The organism is Mycobacterium paraffinicum, from assembly GCF_025822865.1.
GTDB lineage: Bacteria > Actinomycetota > Actinomycetes > Mycobacteriales > Mycobacteriaceae > Mycobacterium > Mycobacterium paraffinicum.
This window is the reverse complement of record NZ_JACKUR010000027.1, coordinates 451,290-468,265: the sequence shown is the minus strand read 5'-3', so window position 1 is coordinate 468,265 and position 16,976 is coordinate 451,290. Positions and strand designations below refer to the sequence as shown.

The window sequence follows — 16,976 nt, the reverse complement described above, 5'->3', positions numbered from 1 at the left end:
CCCCGAAGGAGTTGCGATGAACGCGCTCAGTCCAGACGCCATCCGGGCGGAAACGATCACGATCACCGGCCACGGCGGTGACGAGATCGAGGCGTACCGGGCTTGCCCGGTCGCCGAGGGGTCCCGCGGCGGAGTCGTGTGGATCCATCACATGCCCGGCTACGACCGCGAAACCAAGGAGTTCGTCCGGAGGCTCGCCGTCAGCGGCTATCACACCGTGGCCCCGAACCTCTATTCGCGCGAGGCGCCGGGTGCGTCACCCGACGACGCCGCGGCGGCGGCGCGGGCGGCGGGCGGCGTGCCCGACGAGCGACTGGTCGGCGATGTCGCCGGTGCGGTCGAGCACCTGCGTTCCTTGCCCGGGGCTAACGGGAAGTTCGGGGTCATCGGGCACTGCTCGGGCGGGCGGCACGCGTACCTGGCGGCGTGTTCGCTGCCGTTGGACGCCGTGGTGGACTGCTACGGCGCGTTCATCGTCGAGGATCCGCCGGAGGGCATGCCTAAGGCCATGAAGCCGATCCTGCAGCTGGCGCCGAACCTGAGCTGCCCGCTACTGGGCCTGTTCGGGCTCGACGACCGCTTCCCGGCCCCACCCGCGGTGGCCGCACTGGACGAGGAGCTGACCAGGCTGAACAAACCGCACGAGTTCCACTCCTGCGAGGGCGCGGGACACTCGTTCTTCTCGGTCGATCGGCCCGCCTACCGGCCGGAGGCGGCCGTGGACGGCTGGCGGCGCATCGACGACTTTTTCGCCACCCAGCTGAAAGGTTAGTCTCGCCGGACATGTGCACTCATCTCACCGAACACGTCGGAATCGACGGCAGCGGCAAGGGCGCCACCGGATGGTTCGGCGCCAGCCGCGCGACGGTCTACGTCGATCACCCGGTTCACGCGCCGTATGGCCACACGGTCAACATCGACGTGATCAACCCCGAACTCGGGCCGTCGGCGCGGGTGGCGCTGGAACTCACCGAGGAGAGCGCGCTGGCGCTGGCCGACGCCATCCGCAAGGCGATCGCCCATGCGCCGGCCGGACTCGCGTCCAAGGACCAGACGTGACCGCCGACCGGGACTATCCGCAGATGGCCGCTGAGCGCGGTCGGGTCGAGCCCGCCCCGCGCCGGGTGCGTGGCTACCTTGGGGACGCGCTGGTCTTCGACACCACGGCAGCCCGCTATGTGTGGGAGATCCCGTACTACCCGCAGTATTACATCCCGTTGGCCGATGTCCGTGCGGAGTTCCTGCGCGACGAAAACCATTCGCAGAAAGTGCAATTCGGTCCATCGCGGCTGCACTCCCTAGTGGGTGCCGGCGAGACCCACGCGTCCGCCGCGCGCGTGTTCGACGTCGACGGTGGCGGGCCGGTGGCCGGTATGGTTCGATTCGAATGGAAGCCGTTGCGCTGGTTCGAGGAAGACGAACCGATCTACGGCCACCCGCGCAACCCGTATTCGCGGGTTGACGCGCTGCGCTCGCACAGGCATGTGCGGGTGGAGCTGGACGGAATAGTGCTGGCCGACACCAATTCTCCCGTTCTGCTGTTCGAAACCGGTTTGCCCACAAGGTATTACATCGACCCGACCGATATCGCGTTTGAACATCTGGAACCCAGCTCCACGCAGACACTGTGTCCGTACAAGGGGTTGACGTCGGGTTACTGGTCGGTGCGGTCGGGCCCCCCTAATGATGAGCTGCATCCGGACCTGGCCTGGACGTACCATTACCCGTTGCCCGCGGTCGGCCAGATCGCCGGTCTGGTGGCGTTTTACAACGAAAAGCTGGACATCTTCGTGGACGGCGACGCGCTGCCCCGGCCGCGCACCCAGTTCAGTTAGCCGAGGCGGTGTGATCTTTCCCTCTTCGCGCCCGGACCCTGAGAGTTTCTTAACCTGGCCAACTCCACGGCGCTGACCGGGGACGTTAGCGGCGAATGCGAAATCCGCCGGAAGCGCGTTTGCATCAGTTTCGCTACGGGTAAGCGACTGCGATACAGCGTAATTGAAAGCCTGAGCAGAACCTGAGTGCGCGGGGGTGACGTAGCTAACGTCGGGGGAATTCAAGCGGTTTGACGCGATTTTTGGCCGGTAGACTCGCAAAACCAGTCGCGTCGGCGCCTTTTGGTGCTGAGATCCTCGTGGATCTGGAGGCCGAATTGTCGCGCAATTCCCGGTGGCACCGTCTCCGCGCCGACAACATAGCAAAGGCGGTGCAGCGTGAGCGGTATAAACGACCGCAAGCCCTTCCAGGACGATCGAGACGAGCGGCTGTTCGGATTCGACGACGCCCCGGCGGTCCAGATCCCGGTGCGCAACGGTCCGATCAGCGACATCGGCCTCAGCCCCGACGGCGCTCGGCTGGTGGTGGCGAATCACGGCCGCGACACGGTCTCGATCGTCGACACCGATGCGCGTCAGGTCGTGCAGACCGTCACGGGTATCGACGAACCGTTCGCGATCGCCGTGAGCGGCGGGGCCTCCCCGCGCGCCTACATCAGCACCGCGTCCTCCTCGTATGACGCCATCGACGTCGTCGACCTCGCCACGAACGCGCGGATCGCGACCCACCCGCTGGCCGACCGCGTGAGCGATCTGACCGTGAGCGCCGACGGGAGGTTCGTGTACGCCAGCCGCAACGGCGCCCGCGGCGCCGACGTCGCGGTTGTGGACACCGCCACGGATGACTTAGAGGTGATCGAACTCGCCGCGACACCCGGCACCACCACGGACTGCGTGCGGATCAGCCCCGACGGGCGCCACCTCTACGCCGCCACCAACGGGCCGTCCGGCGGCGAACTCGTCGTCATCGAGACCGCGACGCGGTCCGACAGTCTGGCCGGCGCCGGATCCCGCATCGTCGGCGCCTACGAGCTGGGCTTGCCGATCCGCGACGTCGCGCTGAGCAACGACGGCGCCACGGCCTATGTGGCCAGTTGCGGCCCCATCGTCGGTGCGGTGCTCGACGTGATCGACACCCGGGCCCGCAAGATCACCGGAACCCGCAAGCTCAGCGAGCTCGCCGGCCCGCTCACCCGGTTGGCGCTCAGTCGCGACGGCCGCCGCGCCTACTTGGTCAGCGACGACCGCGTCGCCGTGGTCTGCACGCGAACCCACGACGTCATCGCCGACATCGAGGCGGCGAACGACTCATCCTGCGTGGTCGAGAGCCCCGACGGCAGGTACCTCTACATCGCCGGCCATTCCGGTGTGGTCACCGTCGTGCCGGTCGCCGCGGGCGGGGGACCGGCCGGGGCGTCGACCACCCGGCTGCCCGCGCTGGCTCAGCGGGAACCCGTACTCGCCTAGGGTGATTGCCGACGCCGGCGCCGAACGCGGGCTTAGGGTGGAGGCTGCCGGCGGCTCATCGCCACCGGCCCGGGATGCGGTCACCACGCATCTCGAGGGTTGACATCAGGCGACGCTGCGCCGGGATCCAAAGGCGGTACCTCAATGGACAGCACGATGCAGGACTTTCCGTTGACGATCACCGCGATCATGCGGCACGGCTGCGGTGTGCACGGGGAGCGCACGGTCACCACCGCCACCGATGACGGCTACCGGCAAATCAGCTACCGAGAACTGGGTCACGACGCCGCCCGGCTGGCGAACGGATTGCGCCGCCTCGGCATCAACGGGGACCAGCGGGTGGCGACGTTCATGTGGAACAACGCCGAACATTTGACCACCTATCTGGCGGTGCCGTCGATGGGCGCCGTGCTGCACACCCTCAACATCCGTCTCTTCGCCGAGCAGATCGTCTACGTCGCCAACGAGGCCGAAGACCAAGTGGTGCTGGTCGATACGTCGCTGGCCAAGCTGATCGCCCCGGTGCTGGGCGACCTCAAGACCGTGCACACCGTGATCGCGGTGGGGGAGGGCGACACCGCCCGGTTCGAGGGGTCGGGCAAGACCGTGCTGCGATATGCCGACGTGCTCGCCGGCGAGCCGGCCGAGTTCGACTGGCCGCAGATCGACGAGAAGTCCGCGGCCGCAATGTGCTACACCAGCGGCACCACCGGTAACCCGAAAGGTGTTGTCTACAGCCACCGTTCGAGCTACCTGCACACCATGGCGGCCTGCACCACCAACGGCATCGGCGTGGGTTCCGTCGACAGCGTGCTGCCGATCGTGCCGATGTTCCACGCCAACGCGTGGGGCCTGCCCTACGCCGCCCTGATGGCCGGCGCCGACCTCGTCCTGCCCGACCGCCATCTCGACGCGCGCTCGCTCATCCGCATGGTGGAGGACCAGCGACCGACCGTGGCGGGCGCGGTACCCACCATCTGGAACGACGTCCTGTATCGCCTGGAGGAAGAACCCGGCCACGACATGTCGTCGCTGCGGCTGGTGGTCTGCGGGGGCTCTGCCGTTCCGGTGTCGCTGATGCGCACCTTCGAGGAGAACCACGGCGTTCAGATCCGGCAATTGTGGGGCATGACGGAAACCTCCCCGATGGCCACCATGGCGTGGCCCCCGCCGGGAACCCCCGAGGATCAGCACTGGGCGTTCCGCGCCACCCAGGGCCAACCGGTCTGCGGCGTGGAGATGCGGATCGTCGACGACGAAGGTCAGGTGCTGCCCAACGACGGTGACGCCGTGGGCGAGGTGGAAGTCCGCGGCCCATGGATTGCCGGCTCCTACTATCTGACGGACGACGACTCGAAGTTCGACTCCGGCTGGCTGCGCACCGGCGACGTCGGACGGCTCGACGAGCGGGGTTTCGTCACCCTGACCGACCGGGCCAAAGACGTCATCAAGTCCGGCGGCGAGTGGATCTCGTCCGTCGAGCTGGAGAACAGCCTGATCGGGCACCCGCATGTGGTCGAGGCCGCGGTGGTCGGCGTGCCCGACGAGCGGTGGCAGGAGCGGCCGCTGGCCGTCGTGGTGGCCAAGGAGGGCACCACGGTCAGCGCCGAGGACCTGCGAAAGTTTCTCGCGGAGAAGGTGGTTCGCTGGTGGCTGCCCGAGCGGTGGGCGTTCGTCGAGGAGATTCCGCGCACCAGTGTCGGCAAGTATGACAAGAAGGCCATCCGGGCGCGTTACGCCGAGCATGGCTACTGGGTGGTCGAGGCCCGCGACTGAGTGCGCCGCCCCGAATAGGCCGAGTGCTGCTCGACCTCGCCGAGGTGTTGACCCACTGAAGCTGGGTACCGTCGAGGCCATGTGTCGACTATTCGGGCTGCACGCCGGGACCGACGTTTGCACCGCGACGTTTTGGTTGTTGGACGCCCCCGACAGCCTTGCCGATCAGAGCAGAAGGAACCCGGACGGCACGGGCCTCGGGGTCTTCGACGAGCGGGGCCGGCCGCAGCTGGACAAGCAACCCATGGCGGCCTGGGAGGATGCCGCCTTCGCCACCGAAGCCCACGAGTTGACCGGCACCACCTTCATCGCGCACGTGCGTTACGCCACAACCGGTGCGCTCGACGTCCGCAACACCCACCCGTTCCTGCAGGACGGCCGGCTCTTTGCGCACAACGGCGTGCTGGAGGGGTTGGACGTTCTCGGCGAGCGGCTGCGGGAAGTCGGCACCGACGATCTGGTCCTGGGCGACACCGATTCCGAGCGGGTGTTCGCGTTGATCACCGCCTCGATCCGGGCGTTCGAGGGTGACGTGACCGCGGGCCTGACCGATGCCATGAAATGGCTTGCGGCCAATGTGCCGATTTATGCGGTCAACGTGCTCCTGAGCACTGCGACCGACATGTGGGCGCTGCGGTATCCCGAAACCCATGAACTGTACGTCTTGGATCGGTCCGACGACACGCCGACCGGGGCGCCGAAATTCGACCTGCGCACCAAGCGAATTCACGCGCGGTCGGAACATCTGTGCACCCGCCCGTCGGTGGTGTTCGCCACCGAACGCATGGACGACGACCCGCGCTGGCGGCTGCTCGAGCCGGGCGAGCTGGTCCACGTCGACGCCGCGCTGCAGATCGACCGCGGTCTGATACTGCCCGAACCGCCCGCGCACCTGTTGCGCCGGGAGGAGCTGAGCGCCCCGGTGCAGGAATCGCAACACCCGCTACCGAGCGCCCGCCGCTAGCCCAATGTCGGCCTGGCAGAGTGGGTGGGCGTGACAACCAGACGAGCGCTTGTGCTGGCGGGTGGAGGAATAGCGGGAATAGCCTGGGAGACAGGCGTTTTGCGCGGCATCGCCGATGTGTCGCCGACGGCTGCCGGGCTGTTACTGAGCTCGGACGTGCTGGTGGGGACCTCTGCGGGCTCTACGGTCGCCGCGCAGATCGGCGGCGGCAGCACGCTTGACGTGCTGTTCGACCGGCAGGTGGCCGAATCGTCGGCCGAAATTGATTCCGGGGTCGACGTCGCCACGATCACCGAAATGTTCCTGGCGGCCTTGGCGGAGCCCTATGCGGACCCGTCGGACAAGACCCGGCAACAGATGCAGCGGGTTGGGGCTGTGGCGCTGGCAACGAAAACCGTTCCGCCGCCGGTGCGCCGGCAGGTGATCGCCCAGCGGCTACCGTCGCACCACTGGCCCGATCGGGCGCTGCGGGTCACCGCGATCGACGTGGACACCGGCGAATCAGTGGTTTTCGACCGCGAATCCGGCGTCGACCTGGTCGACGCGGTGGCGGCCAGCTGCGCAGTCCCCGGGGCGTGGCCCCCCGTGGCGATCGCGGGCCGGCGCTACATGGACGGCGGGGTCGCCAGCTCGGTCAACCTCGGCGCGGCCGGCGACTGTGACACGGCGGTGGTGCTGGTGCCCTCGGGCGTGGACGCGCCCTCGGTGTTCGGTGACGGGCCGGCCGCGGAGATCTCCGCCTTCGCCGGCGCGACGTTCGCGGTGTTCGCCGACGCCGACGCGCTGGCGGCCTTCGGTCCCAACCCGTTGGACCCCGTCTGCCGCGTGGCGTCGGCGCTCGCCGGACGCGAGCAGGGCCGCCGCGAAGCCCGAGGCGTCGCGCACTTCCTGGGCGTCTGATCGAGCCGGGACGTTGACACGCTGTGGCAGAGCGGGTTTCAGGCTTCGGTCGCGGGCGGCGTGGTTCGTTCGTTCTCGAAAGCGTCCAGGGCCTCGTCCGCCAGCGCACGGCCGACGGCGATCACCTCCGCCGCCCGGTGAAACTCCAGGCCCCGGCACGTCGAGCGCGGGATCTCGATCAACAGGTCGGGCGGGTAGACCGCGAGCGTGTGGCGCGCCAGGGCGGCCTGGGCGATGTCGATCGTCCGGTTCATCACCTCGAAGCTGCCCAGCTTCGGCACTTCGGGTGTGGCATCGGGCAGTACGCCGGCCGCATCATCCCCGGGCGCGGGCTCCTCGACGTCCAGATCCTCCGACCAGCTGTCCGCTTCGGCTGTGGACCCGCCGAATCGGCCCAGGACGGCTCGCGCGGTGGGCCGATCGAGCAACGACCGGGCCGCGGACGTGTCGAGCAGCGCGGAGGTGCTGCGCACCATGCGGTTCAGCCACTCGGCGGTCACCCCGGATTCCCCGTCCCGGGTGGCGACCGACTCGCTGCCGCTGAGGCTCACCGCGATGGTCACGTCGGCATTGACCGCCGACAGGGGGGCCAGCGGCAGCGGATCCAGGATGCCGCCGTCGGCGAGCAGCCGTCCGTCGACTTCGTGTGGGGCGATCACGCCCGGTATGGCGATGGAGGCGCGGATCGCCGTGTCGACCGGGCCGCGCTGGTACCACACCGTTTTACCGGCCAACAGGTCGGTCGCGACCGCGGTGAAGGGGATGGGCAGCTGCTCGATGTCGACGGGGCCGAGGATGTCGCGCACCGCGTCCAGGATTTTCTCGGCCCGCATCACCCCGGCCGCGCTGATCGAGAAGTCCAGCAGCCGCAGGATGGTGCGCTGCGTGAGGGACTTCGCCCAGTCGGCGAACTCGTCGCGACGCCCGGCCGCCTCCAAACCGCCGACCAGCGCGCCCATCGACGACCCCGCGATTCCCACGATCTCGTAGTCACGCGCGCGCAGCGCGTCGATCACCCCGATGTGGGCGTAGCCGCGGGCCCCGCCACTGCCCAGGGCCAACGCGACGCGCGTCGGTGACGATCGGCGCGCGACGACGCCGCCAGGTCCGTCCGGCATCTCTTCATTTTGCGCGGCTGAGCGGGGTGGCAGCGGCCGGGTTGGCACTTTCTCTACCCGTGAATTCAATCGCGCACGAGTTCGAAAGCGTCAGCCGCATTCGTCGCCGGCGGCGGCGCGCGCGGCGGTGATCACGGCTGCCTGCCGGGCCGGTGTCAGATCCGCCCAGCGGGCATTCCAGCTGCCCGCGGTGCCCGACGGGGCGGCCTGCACCATCGCCAGATAGGGCTCGAACAGCGACTGACCGGTCTTGGGCTGGGCATCCATCCACAGTTTTGCGGCGTGACAGGCCTGGTAATACTCTTCCTCGGTCGAATTCGCGGGCACGTCGACCCTGGTCGTCACGCCCGCCGGCGACAGACCGACGGCGCCCGGTGGCGCCGCACCGGGGCGCCCCGGAAGGTCCGCCGGCCGCGGCGATGAGGACGCGGGCTTACCGCTCGGGGCGTCGGGCGAGCATCCCGCAGCCGCCAATAATCCGGCCGCCACGAGGAGCGTGCCCCACAGCCGGGGCCGTTGACCGCACCACCGCATCCTCTCAATCTATGCAACACTGGCGGCCGTGATGGAGCGCTTCGGATTTTGCGAGTGTTGTCGGCCGTAACACGCCGCCGCCTGTCCGATCCTTTTTTGTGGAGCTCCCCCATGTCTTTGCCCCTAGCGAGCCCTGTGCCCCTCGCCGCTCCGGCTGGGTTGCGCCCGCGCACCATTTCGTCCCCATCGTCGGGACCGACCCGCCTGCGGGTTCCCGACCTCCTGCACGCCACCGACCAGGCCGCCGACGACGTGCTGAGCGGGCGTTGCGACCACCTGCTGCCGCCGGGCGGAATACCCGAGTCGCGCCGTTGGTTCACCCGCATCCACGGTGACGAGGAGCTGGACGTCTGGCTGATCAGCTGGGTCCCCGGTCATCACACCGAACTGCACGACCACGGTGGGTCCCTCGGCGCGCTGACGGTCCTGTCCGGGTCGCTCAACGAATTCCGTTGGGACGGCCGGGCCCTGCGCCGGCGCCGGCTCGACGCGGGTGATCAGGCCGGGTTTCCGCTGGGCTGGGTGCATGACGTGGTGTGGGCGCCGCGACCCGTGACGGTGCCGGTCTCGGGCCTGTCGGGCACCGTCCGAGAGCCGGTGACGCCTTCGCTCAGCGTGCACGCCTACTCGCCGCCGCTGACCGCGATGTCCTACTACGAGGTCACCGGCCGAAATCGGTTGCACCGCCAGCGCACCGAACTGACCGACCAACCGGAAGGACCGTGATGAGCCGCATCGATGTCGTGTTGAGATCAGCCCGGCGCCGCTACCGTCGCCTTCCCGCCGCCGAGGTGCCCGATGCGCTGCGGCGTGGCGCGGTGCTCGTCGACATCCGGCCGCAGGCGCAGCGCTTCCGCGAGGGTGAGATCCCCGGCGCGCTGGTGATCGAACGCAACGTGTTGGAGTGGCGCTGCGATCCGACCAGCGAGGCCAAGCTGCCCGAGGCCGTCGGTGACGACGTCGAATGGGTGATCGTGTGCTCGGAGGGCTACACCTCCAGCCTCGCGACGGCCGCGCTGCTGGACATCGGCCTGCACCGCGCCACCGACGTCATCGGCGGCTATCACGCGCTCGCGGGTGCCGGTGTGCTGGAACAACTTTCCGGTACCGGCTCGCTCGACGCCGGCCCGGGAGTGCTCGCCAACTCCGGCAACCCCGGTCGCCGCTGGCTCTAGCTACCCGGTGGAGGTGGCATCCGAATGAAGCAGTGGCCGTAGCTTGTCGGTCTTTTCCGGCGTCCAACCCGGCGGTGACAGCACGGCGGCCCAGCCGTCGGCCGCGTCGGCGACGTAGTGGTGGCCGTGGCCCTCGGGGACGTCGACCGCGACGGCCATGTCCGCCGTGACCTGCAGGAACGTCACCACCGGGATCCAGCGCGTCTCGGGCAGCACGTCGTAGCCCCGCCGCTCCCGCAGCCAGTCCGGTTTGCTGAACAGCAGGTCGGGGGACCACCAGGCGATCGGATCCGAGGCGTGTTGCAGATAGACCACCCGAGGGTGATCCCACGCGGAGTTCGGGCGCCCCAAATTGGTTGGGCGAGCGATAAACCGGACGTTCTTGCCGTCGTTGTAGATGGGCAACCACTCCGGGGAACCGGCGTCGCGCGTCGACGTCAGGTCGGTCCAGATGGTGTTCTGGAATGTCGGTCCGCTGAACAAGGCGCCGTCGGTGCGGGCGAGGACGTTATTCAGGCTCATGAACGGCGCCTCGCCGCCGAACGATCCCAGACTCTCGCCGAACACCACGAGCTTGGGGCGTTGCGCTTCGGGCATCTGGCGGATCAGCCGGTCGACGGCCTCGAACAGTGCCTGCCCGGCGTGGCGGGCGTTCTCCTTGTCCACCAGGAAGGACAGCCAGCTCGGTAGGAACGAGTACTGCATGCTGACGATCGCGGTGTTGCCGTTGTACATGTACTCGAGCGCGTCGGCTTCCGCCTCGTTGATCCAGCCGGTGCCCGTGGTGGTCGCGACGGCGACGACGGCGCGTTGCAGCCCCCCGGTGCGCTGCAGCTCGCGCGCCGCCAGCTCGGCGGTCGCCGTGATGCCGTCCGCGGAGTTCAGCCCTGCATAGGCCCGGATCGGTTCGGTTGCCGGAGCGCCGTTGAAGGCGGCCAGCTGGCCAACTCTCGGGCCGGCTTCCACGAAGATGCGACCTTGGTGCCCAAGGGATTCCCACGACACCAGTGACTCGGGCCCGCCGGACCGCAGCGGGGTCTTCGGCGGCGCGGTGTCGGGGTTCATCTCGTTGTTGGCCGAGGCGAAGGTGTTGTTCATGGTCCGCATGGCGGACTTGAGCACGACACCGTTGAGCAAGGTGACGGTGAGCACCAACAGCAGCGCCACCACGATGGTCGCCGACAACCGAAACGGCGCGATGCGGTCGACCTGGCCGACCAGGGACCTGACCAACCACCGGATGAACTGGCCGATTTCGACGAGGGTGAAGAGCACCACCAGCGAAAGGCCCGCGGCCACCGGGTAGTCGTACCACTTCAGGTGCTGTACGCCCATGAGGTCGCGCACGTTGTCCTGCCACACGTGGAACCAGATGGCCATCAGCACCATGCCGAGCGCGCCGATCGGGATCAGCACCTTCCACGCCCAGCGCGGCGGCGGGGGACTGTGATCCTTGGCGCGCATGTAGCGGACCAGCCACACGGCGAAAACGCCCAGCCCGTAGCCGATGGCGCCGGAGATGCCGCTGACCAGCCCCTGGAACAACGCACCGCGCGGCAGCAGGGACGGCGTCATGGAGAACCAGATGAAAATGAGGCCTACCGTGGTGCCGGTGAAGGTGTAATGCCGCACCCACCAAGGCTTTTCGGGTGACCGCGGCTCGCGAGTCTGGGGGTGGGTATCCGGACGCGCGGCTTCCTCGGTGACGACCGTGGGGTGGCCGCCGGCTTCGGTGTTCGTCGCTGTACCCGGCTCGCTCACCGCATGCCTACCGGTGGGTGAAGTTGGGAGCGCGCTTCTCGATGAACGCCGTCATGCCCTCGGACTGATCCTCCGTCGCGAAGGTGGAGTGGAAGAGGCGACGTTCGTAGAGAAGTCCTTCGGACAGCGTGGATTCGAACGCCCGGTTGACGGCCTCCTTGGCCATCCGGGCCGCCGAGCGTGACATTTGGGAGATCGTGGTGGCGACGGCTTTGGCCTCGGCCAGCAGATCATCGGCGGGCACCACTCGCGAAACCAGGCCGCTGCGTTCGGCTTCGGCGGCGTCGATGGTGCGCCCGGTCAGGATGAGGTCCATGGCCTTGGCCTTGCCGATGGCGCGGGTGAGGCGCTGCGAGCCGCCCATGCCGGGCAGCACACCGAGTTTGATCTCGGGCTGGCCGAACTTCGCTGTGTCGGCGGCGATCAGCACATCGCACATCATGGCCAGCTCGCAGCCACCGCCGAGCGCGTGCCCGGCCACCGCGGCGATGGTCGGGGTGCGCACGGCCGCCAGTTTGGCCCAGGGGGCGAAGAAGTCGGCGTCGAACGCCTCGGCGTACGTCAGGCCGGCCATCTCTTTGATGTCGGCACCGGCCGCGAACGCCTTGGCCGACCCCGTGATGACGATCGCCCCGATGCCAGGATCGTGGTCGAACTCCGTTGCCGCCCTGGTCACTTCGTTCATCACCTGGGTGTTGAGCGCGTTGAGCGCTTTCGGCCTGTTCAGGGTGATGGTGCCGACGCGCTCGTCGCGCTCGACCAGGATGGTTTCGTAATCAACGTCTGTCATCGTCAAATCGCCTTCCTAGAAACTCAAGTCGTCGTCGACCGGGGTGAAATACGCCTCGACGTCGGCCGCGGTCACCGCGGCCAGCGTCGCCGGCGACCACTTCGGCTTGCGGTCTTTGTCGATCAGCTGTGCTCGGATGCCCTCGACCAGGTCGTGCGAGCGCAGCGACGCCGACGACACCCGATAGTCCTGAATGAGAACGTCTTTCACCGTCTCGAGTTTGGCAGCGCGCCGGACGGCTTCCAGGGTTACCGACAACGAGATCGGCGAGCGGGTGCCGATCAGGTCGACGGCGTCTTGGGCGGGGCCGGCCTCATGCCCGCGAAGGGCGGCAACGATGTCTTCGACCGTGTCGCCGGCGTAGCACTCGTCGATCCAACCGTGTTGTGCGGCAAGCTCGCTCGGTGGGGGCTCGATGGCGTGCGCGGCAAGCGCGCCCTGGACGCCGTCGGCCACGATCGCCCGGGTGAACGCCTCGAGATCGTCGTGCGGCACGTAGTGGTCGGCGAAACCCATGGCGATGGCGTCGGCTCCGGAAAACGGAGCTCCGGTCAGGGCGGCGTGCAGACCCAGCCCACCGGGTGCACGGGACAGCAGGAACATCCCGCCGACATCGGGAACGAAGCCGATGCCGACCTCGGGCATCGCGATCTTGGAGGTGTCGGTCACCACGCGGATGTTCGCGTGCGCGCTGACGCCGACGCCGCCGCCCATCACGATGCCGTCCATCAGCGCCACGTATGGCTTGGAGAAATCGGCGATCTGGGCATTGAGCAGATACTCGTCGCGCCAGAACCGCCGCGCCTCAACCCCGTCCTTACGCGCGCTGTGATAAATGGAGACCACGTCGCCGCCGGCGCACAGGCCCCGCTCGCCGGCGCCCGAGAGCACCACCGTGGATACCGCGTCGTCGTCTGCCCAGCGGGTGAGTATGGCGCTCAGCGCGTCCACCATCTGCTGATTGAGTGAGTTGATCGCCTTGGGGCGGTTGAGCGTGATCAGACCGACGTTGCCGTCGACGCGGGTTTGAACCTCGTCGGATTCCTCGGTCACGCCCTGGCCTCCCATCGCCGGTCCACCCTCGAACGAAAAATCTAGATCGTGACGACCGGCGCGATACCCCCGGGTAAGGGTTATCTTTAACGCGACGACAGCGGCTGTGTTAACTCGAAGGCTCCAGGCACCGGAAATGCCCAGGTCGGCCGGGAACCCGGACGGGACGCTGATCGTTGAGATTGTGTTCGCACAGCTCGAAGCCAATAGAGAGGATCCGACGGTGCGGGAGACAAGCAACCCGGTATTTCGTTCGCTGCCCAAGCAGCGGGGCGGATACGCGCAATTCGGCACAGGCGCGGCCCCAATGCAGGGCTATGGAGCCGACCCCTACGCGGCCCCCTACCAAGCTCCCTACCAGGAGACCAGGGCTTCGCGTCCGCTGACCATCGACGACGTCGTCACCAAGACGGGCATCACGCTGGCCGTGTTGGCGGTGTCCGCCGTGGTCTCCTACTTCCTGGTGGCGTCCAACCTCGCGCTGGCGATGCCGCTGACCCTGGTCGGCGCGCTCGGCGGGCTGGGGCTGGTGCTGGTCGCGACCTTCGGCCGCAAGCAGGACAGCCCGGCCATCGTGCTCAGCTACGCCGTCCTCGAGGGACTCTTCCTGGGCGCCATCTCGTTCGTCTTCGCCAATTTCGCGGTCTCGCACGCGAACGCCGGCGTGCTGATCGGGGAGGCCGTCATGGGCACCTTCGGTGTCTTCTTCGGCATGCTGGTGGTTTACAAGACCGGCGCAATCCGGGTCACCCCGAAGTTCACCCGGATGCTCGTCGCCGCGATGTTCGGCGTGCTGGCCCTGATGCTCGGCAACTTCGTGCTGGCCATGTTCCACGTCGGCGGAGGCACCGGCCTGGGCCTGCGCAGTGGCGGTCCGCTGGCGATCATCTTCTCGCTGGTCTGCATCGGCATCGCGGCGTTCAGCTTCCTGATCGACTTCGACGCGGCCGACCAGATGGTGCGCGCAGGCGCGCCGGAGAAGGCGGCCTGGGGTATCGCCCTCGGTCTGACCGTGACCCTGGTCTGGCTCTACATCGAGATCCTGCGTCTGCTCAGTTATCTGCAGAACGACTAGTTCTCGTCAACGAAAAGACCGGCACGCCGATTGGCGCGCCGGTCTTTTCGTGTGTGCCGCGTCGAGTTGCGCTGAGGGCGGGCCTGCCCGGCGTGTCGCGACCATGGCCGCACACTCGACGGCGACCTCCGAGTCAGCTCAGCCGCTCGATGATCATCGCCATGCCCTGCCCGCCGCCGACACACATGGTCTCCAGCCCGAACGTCTTGTCATGCGTCTGCAGGTTGTTGATCAACGTGGTCGCGATGCGCGCGCCGGTCATGCCGAACGGGTGGCCCAGCGCGATCGCCCCGCCGGAGACGTTGAGCTTGTCCTCGTCCATGCCCAGCTCGCGCGCCGAGCCCAGCACCTGGACCGCGAAGGCCTCGTTGATCTCGTAGAGGTCGATGTCGTTGATCGACATACCCGCCCGCGCCAGCGCCTTCTTGGACGCCTCGATCGGGCCCAGCCCCATGATCTCCGGCGAGAGGCCGCTGACGCCGGTGGACACGATGCGGGCCAGCGGCGTCAGGCCGAGTTCCTTGGCCTTGGTGTCGCTGGTGATCACCAGCGCGGCGGCGCCGTCGTTCAGCGGACAGGCGTTGCCCGCGGTGATCGTGCCGTTGGGCCGGAACACCGGCTTGAGCTCGGAGACCTTCTCGTAGGTGGTGCCGGGACGAGGGCCGTCATCGGTGCTCACGGTGGTGCCGTCCGGCAGGGTCACCGGGGAGATCTCGCGCTCGAAGAACCCGCTCTTGATCGCTTCCTCGGCCCGGTTCTGGCTGCGCACCCCCCAGCGGTCCTGGTCTTCGCGGCTGACGCCGGTCAGGATGGCCACGTTCTCGGCGGTCTGCCCCATCGCGATGTAAACGTCGGGCAGGTTGCCGTCGGCGCGGGGGTCGTGCCACTCGTCGGCGCCCGCGGCGGCCGCCGACGAACGCTCCTGGGCGTCGTCGAACAGCGGGTTCTTGGTGTCGGGCCAGGAGTCGGAGTTGCCCTTGCCGAACCGGGACACGGTCTCAACCCCCGCGGAGATGAAGGCGTCACCCTCGCCGGCTTTGATGGCGTGGAACGCCATCCGGGTGGTCTGCAGCGAGGACGAGCAGTACCGGTTCACCGTGGTGCCGGGCAAGAAGTCGAAGCCGAGCTCGACGGCGACCACGCGCGCCATGTTGAATCCGGACTCACCGCCCGGCAGGCCGCAGCCCAGGATGAGGTCGTCGATCTGGTGCGGGTTGAGCGCGGGCACCTTGTCCAGCGCGGCGCGCACCATCTGGGTGGCGAGGTCGTCGGGCCGCATGGAGACGAGCGACCCCTTCATCGCGCGGCCGATCGGCGAGCGAGCAGTTGAGACAATGACAGCTTCAGGCATGACGGTTCCCTTCAAATCCCTTCCGGATTTCGACGAGCTCGCTACATAACCGGGGTGGTGACTCCACACCGACGGGCTAGCACAAATCTAGTCGCTGGCAACCGGCGGGCACGAAGATGGGGCGGGTCCCGGCACCGGGCGCCGCCACAGCCGCGACATCACACTGGTGCGGGTGTGCCGCTGACCGAGCACCGGCGCGGTCGTCGATGCCGCCAACTCCAGCGGCGGGAGATCGACCTCCTCGCCCAGCGCTTCGCACAGCGCACGCAGCAGCGCATCGGCCGCGATCGCGTAGGCGGGGGCGGACGGGTGGTAGCCGTCCGGGGAGAACATCACGTGTGGCGTCGACCGGAATTGCGGCGTCAGCAGCTGCGCCAGGGGTACCGGCATACCGCCGGCGGCCCGGACGGACGCGGCCTGGGCGCGCGCCAATTGCAGACAACGCTCGTGTGCGATCGAGCGAAGCGGTTGGGGGATCGCGGTGATGACACCCAGGTCCGGGCAGGTGCCGGCGATCACCACCGCACCGCGGGCGCGCAGCTTGCGCACGTTCAGCCCGAGCCGTTGCGCCGACTGGCTGACGCCGTTGAGGGCCGTCACGTCGTTGGCGCCGACCATGATCACCGCCGCATCCGGCGGCTTCCCGGCCACGAACATCGCATCGACCTGGCCACACACGCCTTTCGACGTGGCGCCGACGATTGCCTTGGTGCTCAACCGGATTCGCTTGCCCGTCTGTTCGGCGAGGCCGCGCGCGATCCGCACTCCCGGCACTTCCTCGGCGCTGGTGCACCCGTAGCCGGCGGCCGTCGAGTCGCCGAAGATCATCAGGCTCAGATCGAACGGGACGCCGCGGTGCCAGCGCTCCACCGGGCCGCCACCGCGGGTGTATACGCCGTCGGCGCGCGGCGGGATGTCCCACGCCTTGGGGATGACGGTGCGCGCGTGCGTCGCCTGGCCGGCCAGCAGGTTGCGCGCGCCCAGATAGGCAGTTCCTGTCGAGGCGAGTGCGCCCGCCGTGGCCAGGGCGATTGCCGAACGACGGGGCACCCGCATGGTCACGCGACCAGTTTAGTTCGGCTTGCATGTTTGCGGCGTCGGCTGACCAACAATGTGATCACGGTGCGCATCAAATGAGGTAACAAATCGGACTCTTTAAATGTTGTCTTAAGAAGTG

The 16,976-nt window shown here is 68.1% G+C and carries 17 protein-coding genes; 10 read left to right on the top strand and 7 right to left on the bottom strand.

What is annotated here, in order from left to right; all coding sequences use genetic code 11:
* Positions 1-16: 16 nt before the first annotated feature.
* From H7J89_RS19890 to H7J89_RS19860, 7 genes are all read left to right on the top strand, one after another.
* The gene (locus H7J89_RS19890; RefSeq protein ID WP_264045803.1) at positions 17-772 is read left to right on the top strand and encodes a dienelactone hydrolase family protein; all 756 of its coding nucleotides are present in this window, start codon (positions 17-19) and stop codon (positions 770-772) included.
* Between the two features lie 11 nt (positions 773-783).
* On the top strand, positions 784-1,059 hold the full coding sequence (locus H7J89_RS19885; protein ID WP_264045801.1) for a DUF6295 family protein: 276 nt from the start codon (positions 784-786) through the stop codon (positions 1,057-1,059).
* A 23-nt stretch (positions 1,060-1,082) separates the two neighbouring features.
* Positions 1,083-1,835 (top strand): DUF427 domain-containing protein, encoded by a 753-nt coding sequence (locus H7J89_RS19880; RefSeq protein ID WP_264046123.1) that lies wholly within the window; start codon positions 1,083-1,085, stop codon positions 1,833-1,835.
* A 378-nt stretch (positions 1,836-2,213) separates the two neighbouring features.
* Entirely contained in the window at positions 2,214-3,302 is a 1,089-nt protein-coding gene (locus tag H7J89_RS19875) for a YncE family protein (RefSeq protein WP_264045799.1), read from the top strand.
* A 144-nt stretch (positions 3,303-3,446) separates the two neighbouring features.
* The gene (locus H7J89_RS19870; RefSeq protein WP_264045798.1) at positions 3,447-5,078 is read left to right on the top strand and encodes a long-chain fatty acid--CoA ligase; all 1,632 of its coding nucleotides are present in this window, start codon (positions 3,447-3,449) and stop codon (positions 5,076-5,078) included.
* 79 nt (positions 5,079-5,157) lie between these two features.
* Complete coding sequence (locus H7J89_RS19865; protein ID WP_264045796.1) at positions 5,158-6,042, top strand: class II glutamine amidotransferase; 885 nt, start codon at positions 5,158-5,160, stop codon at positions 6,040-6,042.
* 30 nt (positions 6,043-6,072) lie between these two features.
* Positions 6,073-6,942 (top strand): patatin-like phospholipase family protein, encoded by an 870-nt coding sequence (locus H7J89_RS19860; RefSeq protein WP_264045795.1) that lies wholly within the window; start codon positions 6,073-6,075, stop codon positions 6,940-6,942.
* A 38-nt stretch (positions 6,943-6,980) separates the two neighbouring features.
* Here the strand turns inward: H7J89_RS19860 and H7J89_RS19855 are convergent, their stop codons facing one another.
* Positions 6,981-8,060 (bottom strand): patatin-like phospholipase family protein, encoded by a 1,080-nt coding sequence (locus H7J89_RS19855; protein ID WP_264045793.1) that lies wholly within the window; start codon positions 8,058-8,060, stop codon positions 6,981-6,983.
* A gap of 90 nt (positions 8,061-8,150) precedes the next feature.
* Positions 8,151-8,594, bottom strand: a complete 444-nt coding sequence (locus H7J89_RS19850) for a lipoprotein LpqV (RefSeq protein ID WP_264045791.1) — start codon at positions 8,592-8,594, stop codon at positions 8,151-8,153.
* 111 nt (positions 8,595-8,705) lie between these two features.
* On the opposite strand from H7J89_RS19850, the gene H7J89_RS19845 reads away from it, so the two are divergent.
* Both H7J89_RS19845 and H7J89_RS19840 read left to right on the top strand, forming a co-directional pair.
* Positions 8,706-9,320, top strand: coding sequence for a cupin domain-containing protein (locus H7J89_RS19845; RefSeq protein WP_264045788.1), 615 nt, complete (start codon positions 8,706-8,708; stop codon positions 9,318-9,320).
* Positions 9,320-9,769 carry a rhodanese-like domain-containing protein gene (locus H7J89_RS19840; protein WP_264045786.1) on the top strand — a complete coding sequence of 150 codons (450 nt, stop codon included), beginning with the start codon at positions 9,320-9,322 and terminating at the stop codon, positions 9,767-9,769. The genes H7J89_RS19845 and H7J89_RS19840 overlap by 1 nt, the downstream gene beginning before the upstream one ends.
* On the opposite strand, the gene H7J89_RS19835 is transcribed toward H7J89_RS19840, so the two are convergent.
* The 3 genes from H7J89_RS19835 to H7J89_RS19825 are packed head-to-tail and all read right to left on the bottom strand — an operon-like array spanning position 9,770 to position 13,373.
* Entirely contained in the window at positions 9,770-11,530 is a 1,761-nt protein-coding gene (locus H7J89_RS19835) for an alpha/beta hydrolase (RefSeq protein ID WP_372513806.1), read from the bottom strand. It abuts the gene before it with no gap.
* Between the two features lie 7 nt (positions 11,531-11,537).
* Complete coding sequence (locus H7J89_RS19830; protein WP_264045784.1) at positions 11,538-12,320, bottom strand: enoyl-CoA hydratase; 783 nt, start codon at positions 12,318-12,320, stop codon at positions 11,538-11,540.
* A gap of 15 nt (positions 12,321-12,335) precedes the next feature.
* Positions 12,336-13,373: an enoyl-CoA hydratase/isomerase family protein gene (locus H7J89_RS19825; RefSeq protein ID WP_264045781.1), complete on the bottom strand. Its 1,038-nt coding sequence runs from the start codon at positions 13,371-13,373 to the stop codon at positions 12,336-12,338.
* Positions 13,374-13,596: 223 nt separating this feature from the next.
* Between H7J89_RS19825 and H7J89_RS19820 the strand changes: the two genes are divergently transcribed.
* Entirely contained in the window at positions 13,597-14,448 is an 852-nt protein-coding gene (locus H7J89_RS19820; protein WP_067735063.1) for a Bax inhibitor-1/YccA family protein, read from the top strand.
* Between the two features lie 133 nt (positions 14,449-14,581).
* On the opposite strand, the gene H7J89_RS19815 is transcribed toward H7J89_RS19820, so the two are convergent.
* Complete coding sequence (locus H7J89_RS19815; protein ID WP_264045778.1) at positions 14,582-15,799, bottom strand: acetyl-CoA C-acetyltransferase; 1,218 nt, start codon at positions 15,797-15,799, stop codon at positions 14,582-14,584.
* Positions 15,800-15,886: 87 nt separating this feature from the next.
* Positions 15,887-16,849, bottom strand: a complete 963-nt coding sequence (locus H7J89_RS19810) for an SGNH/GDSL hydrolase family protein (RefSeq protein WP_264046119.1) — start codon at positions 16,847-16,849, stop codon at positions 15,887-15,889.
* Positions 16,850-16,976 lie beyond the last annotated feature (127 nt).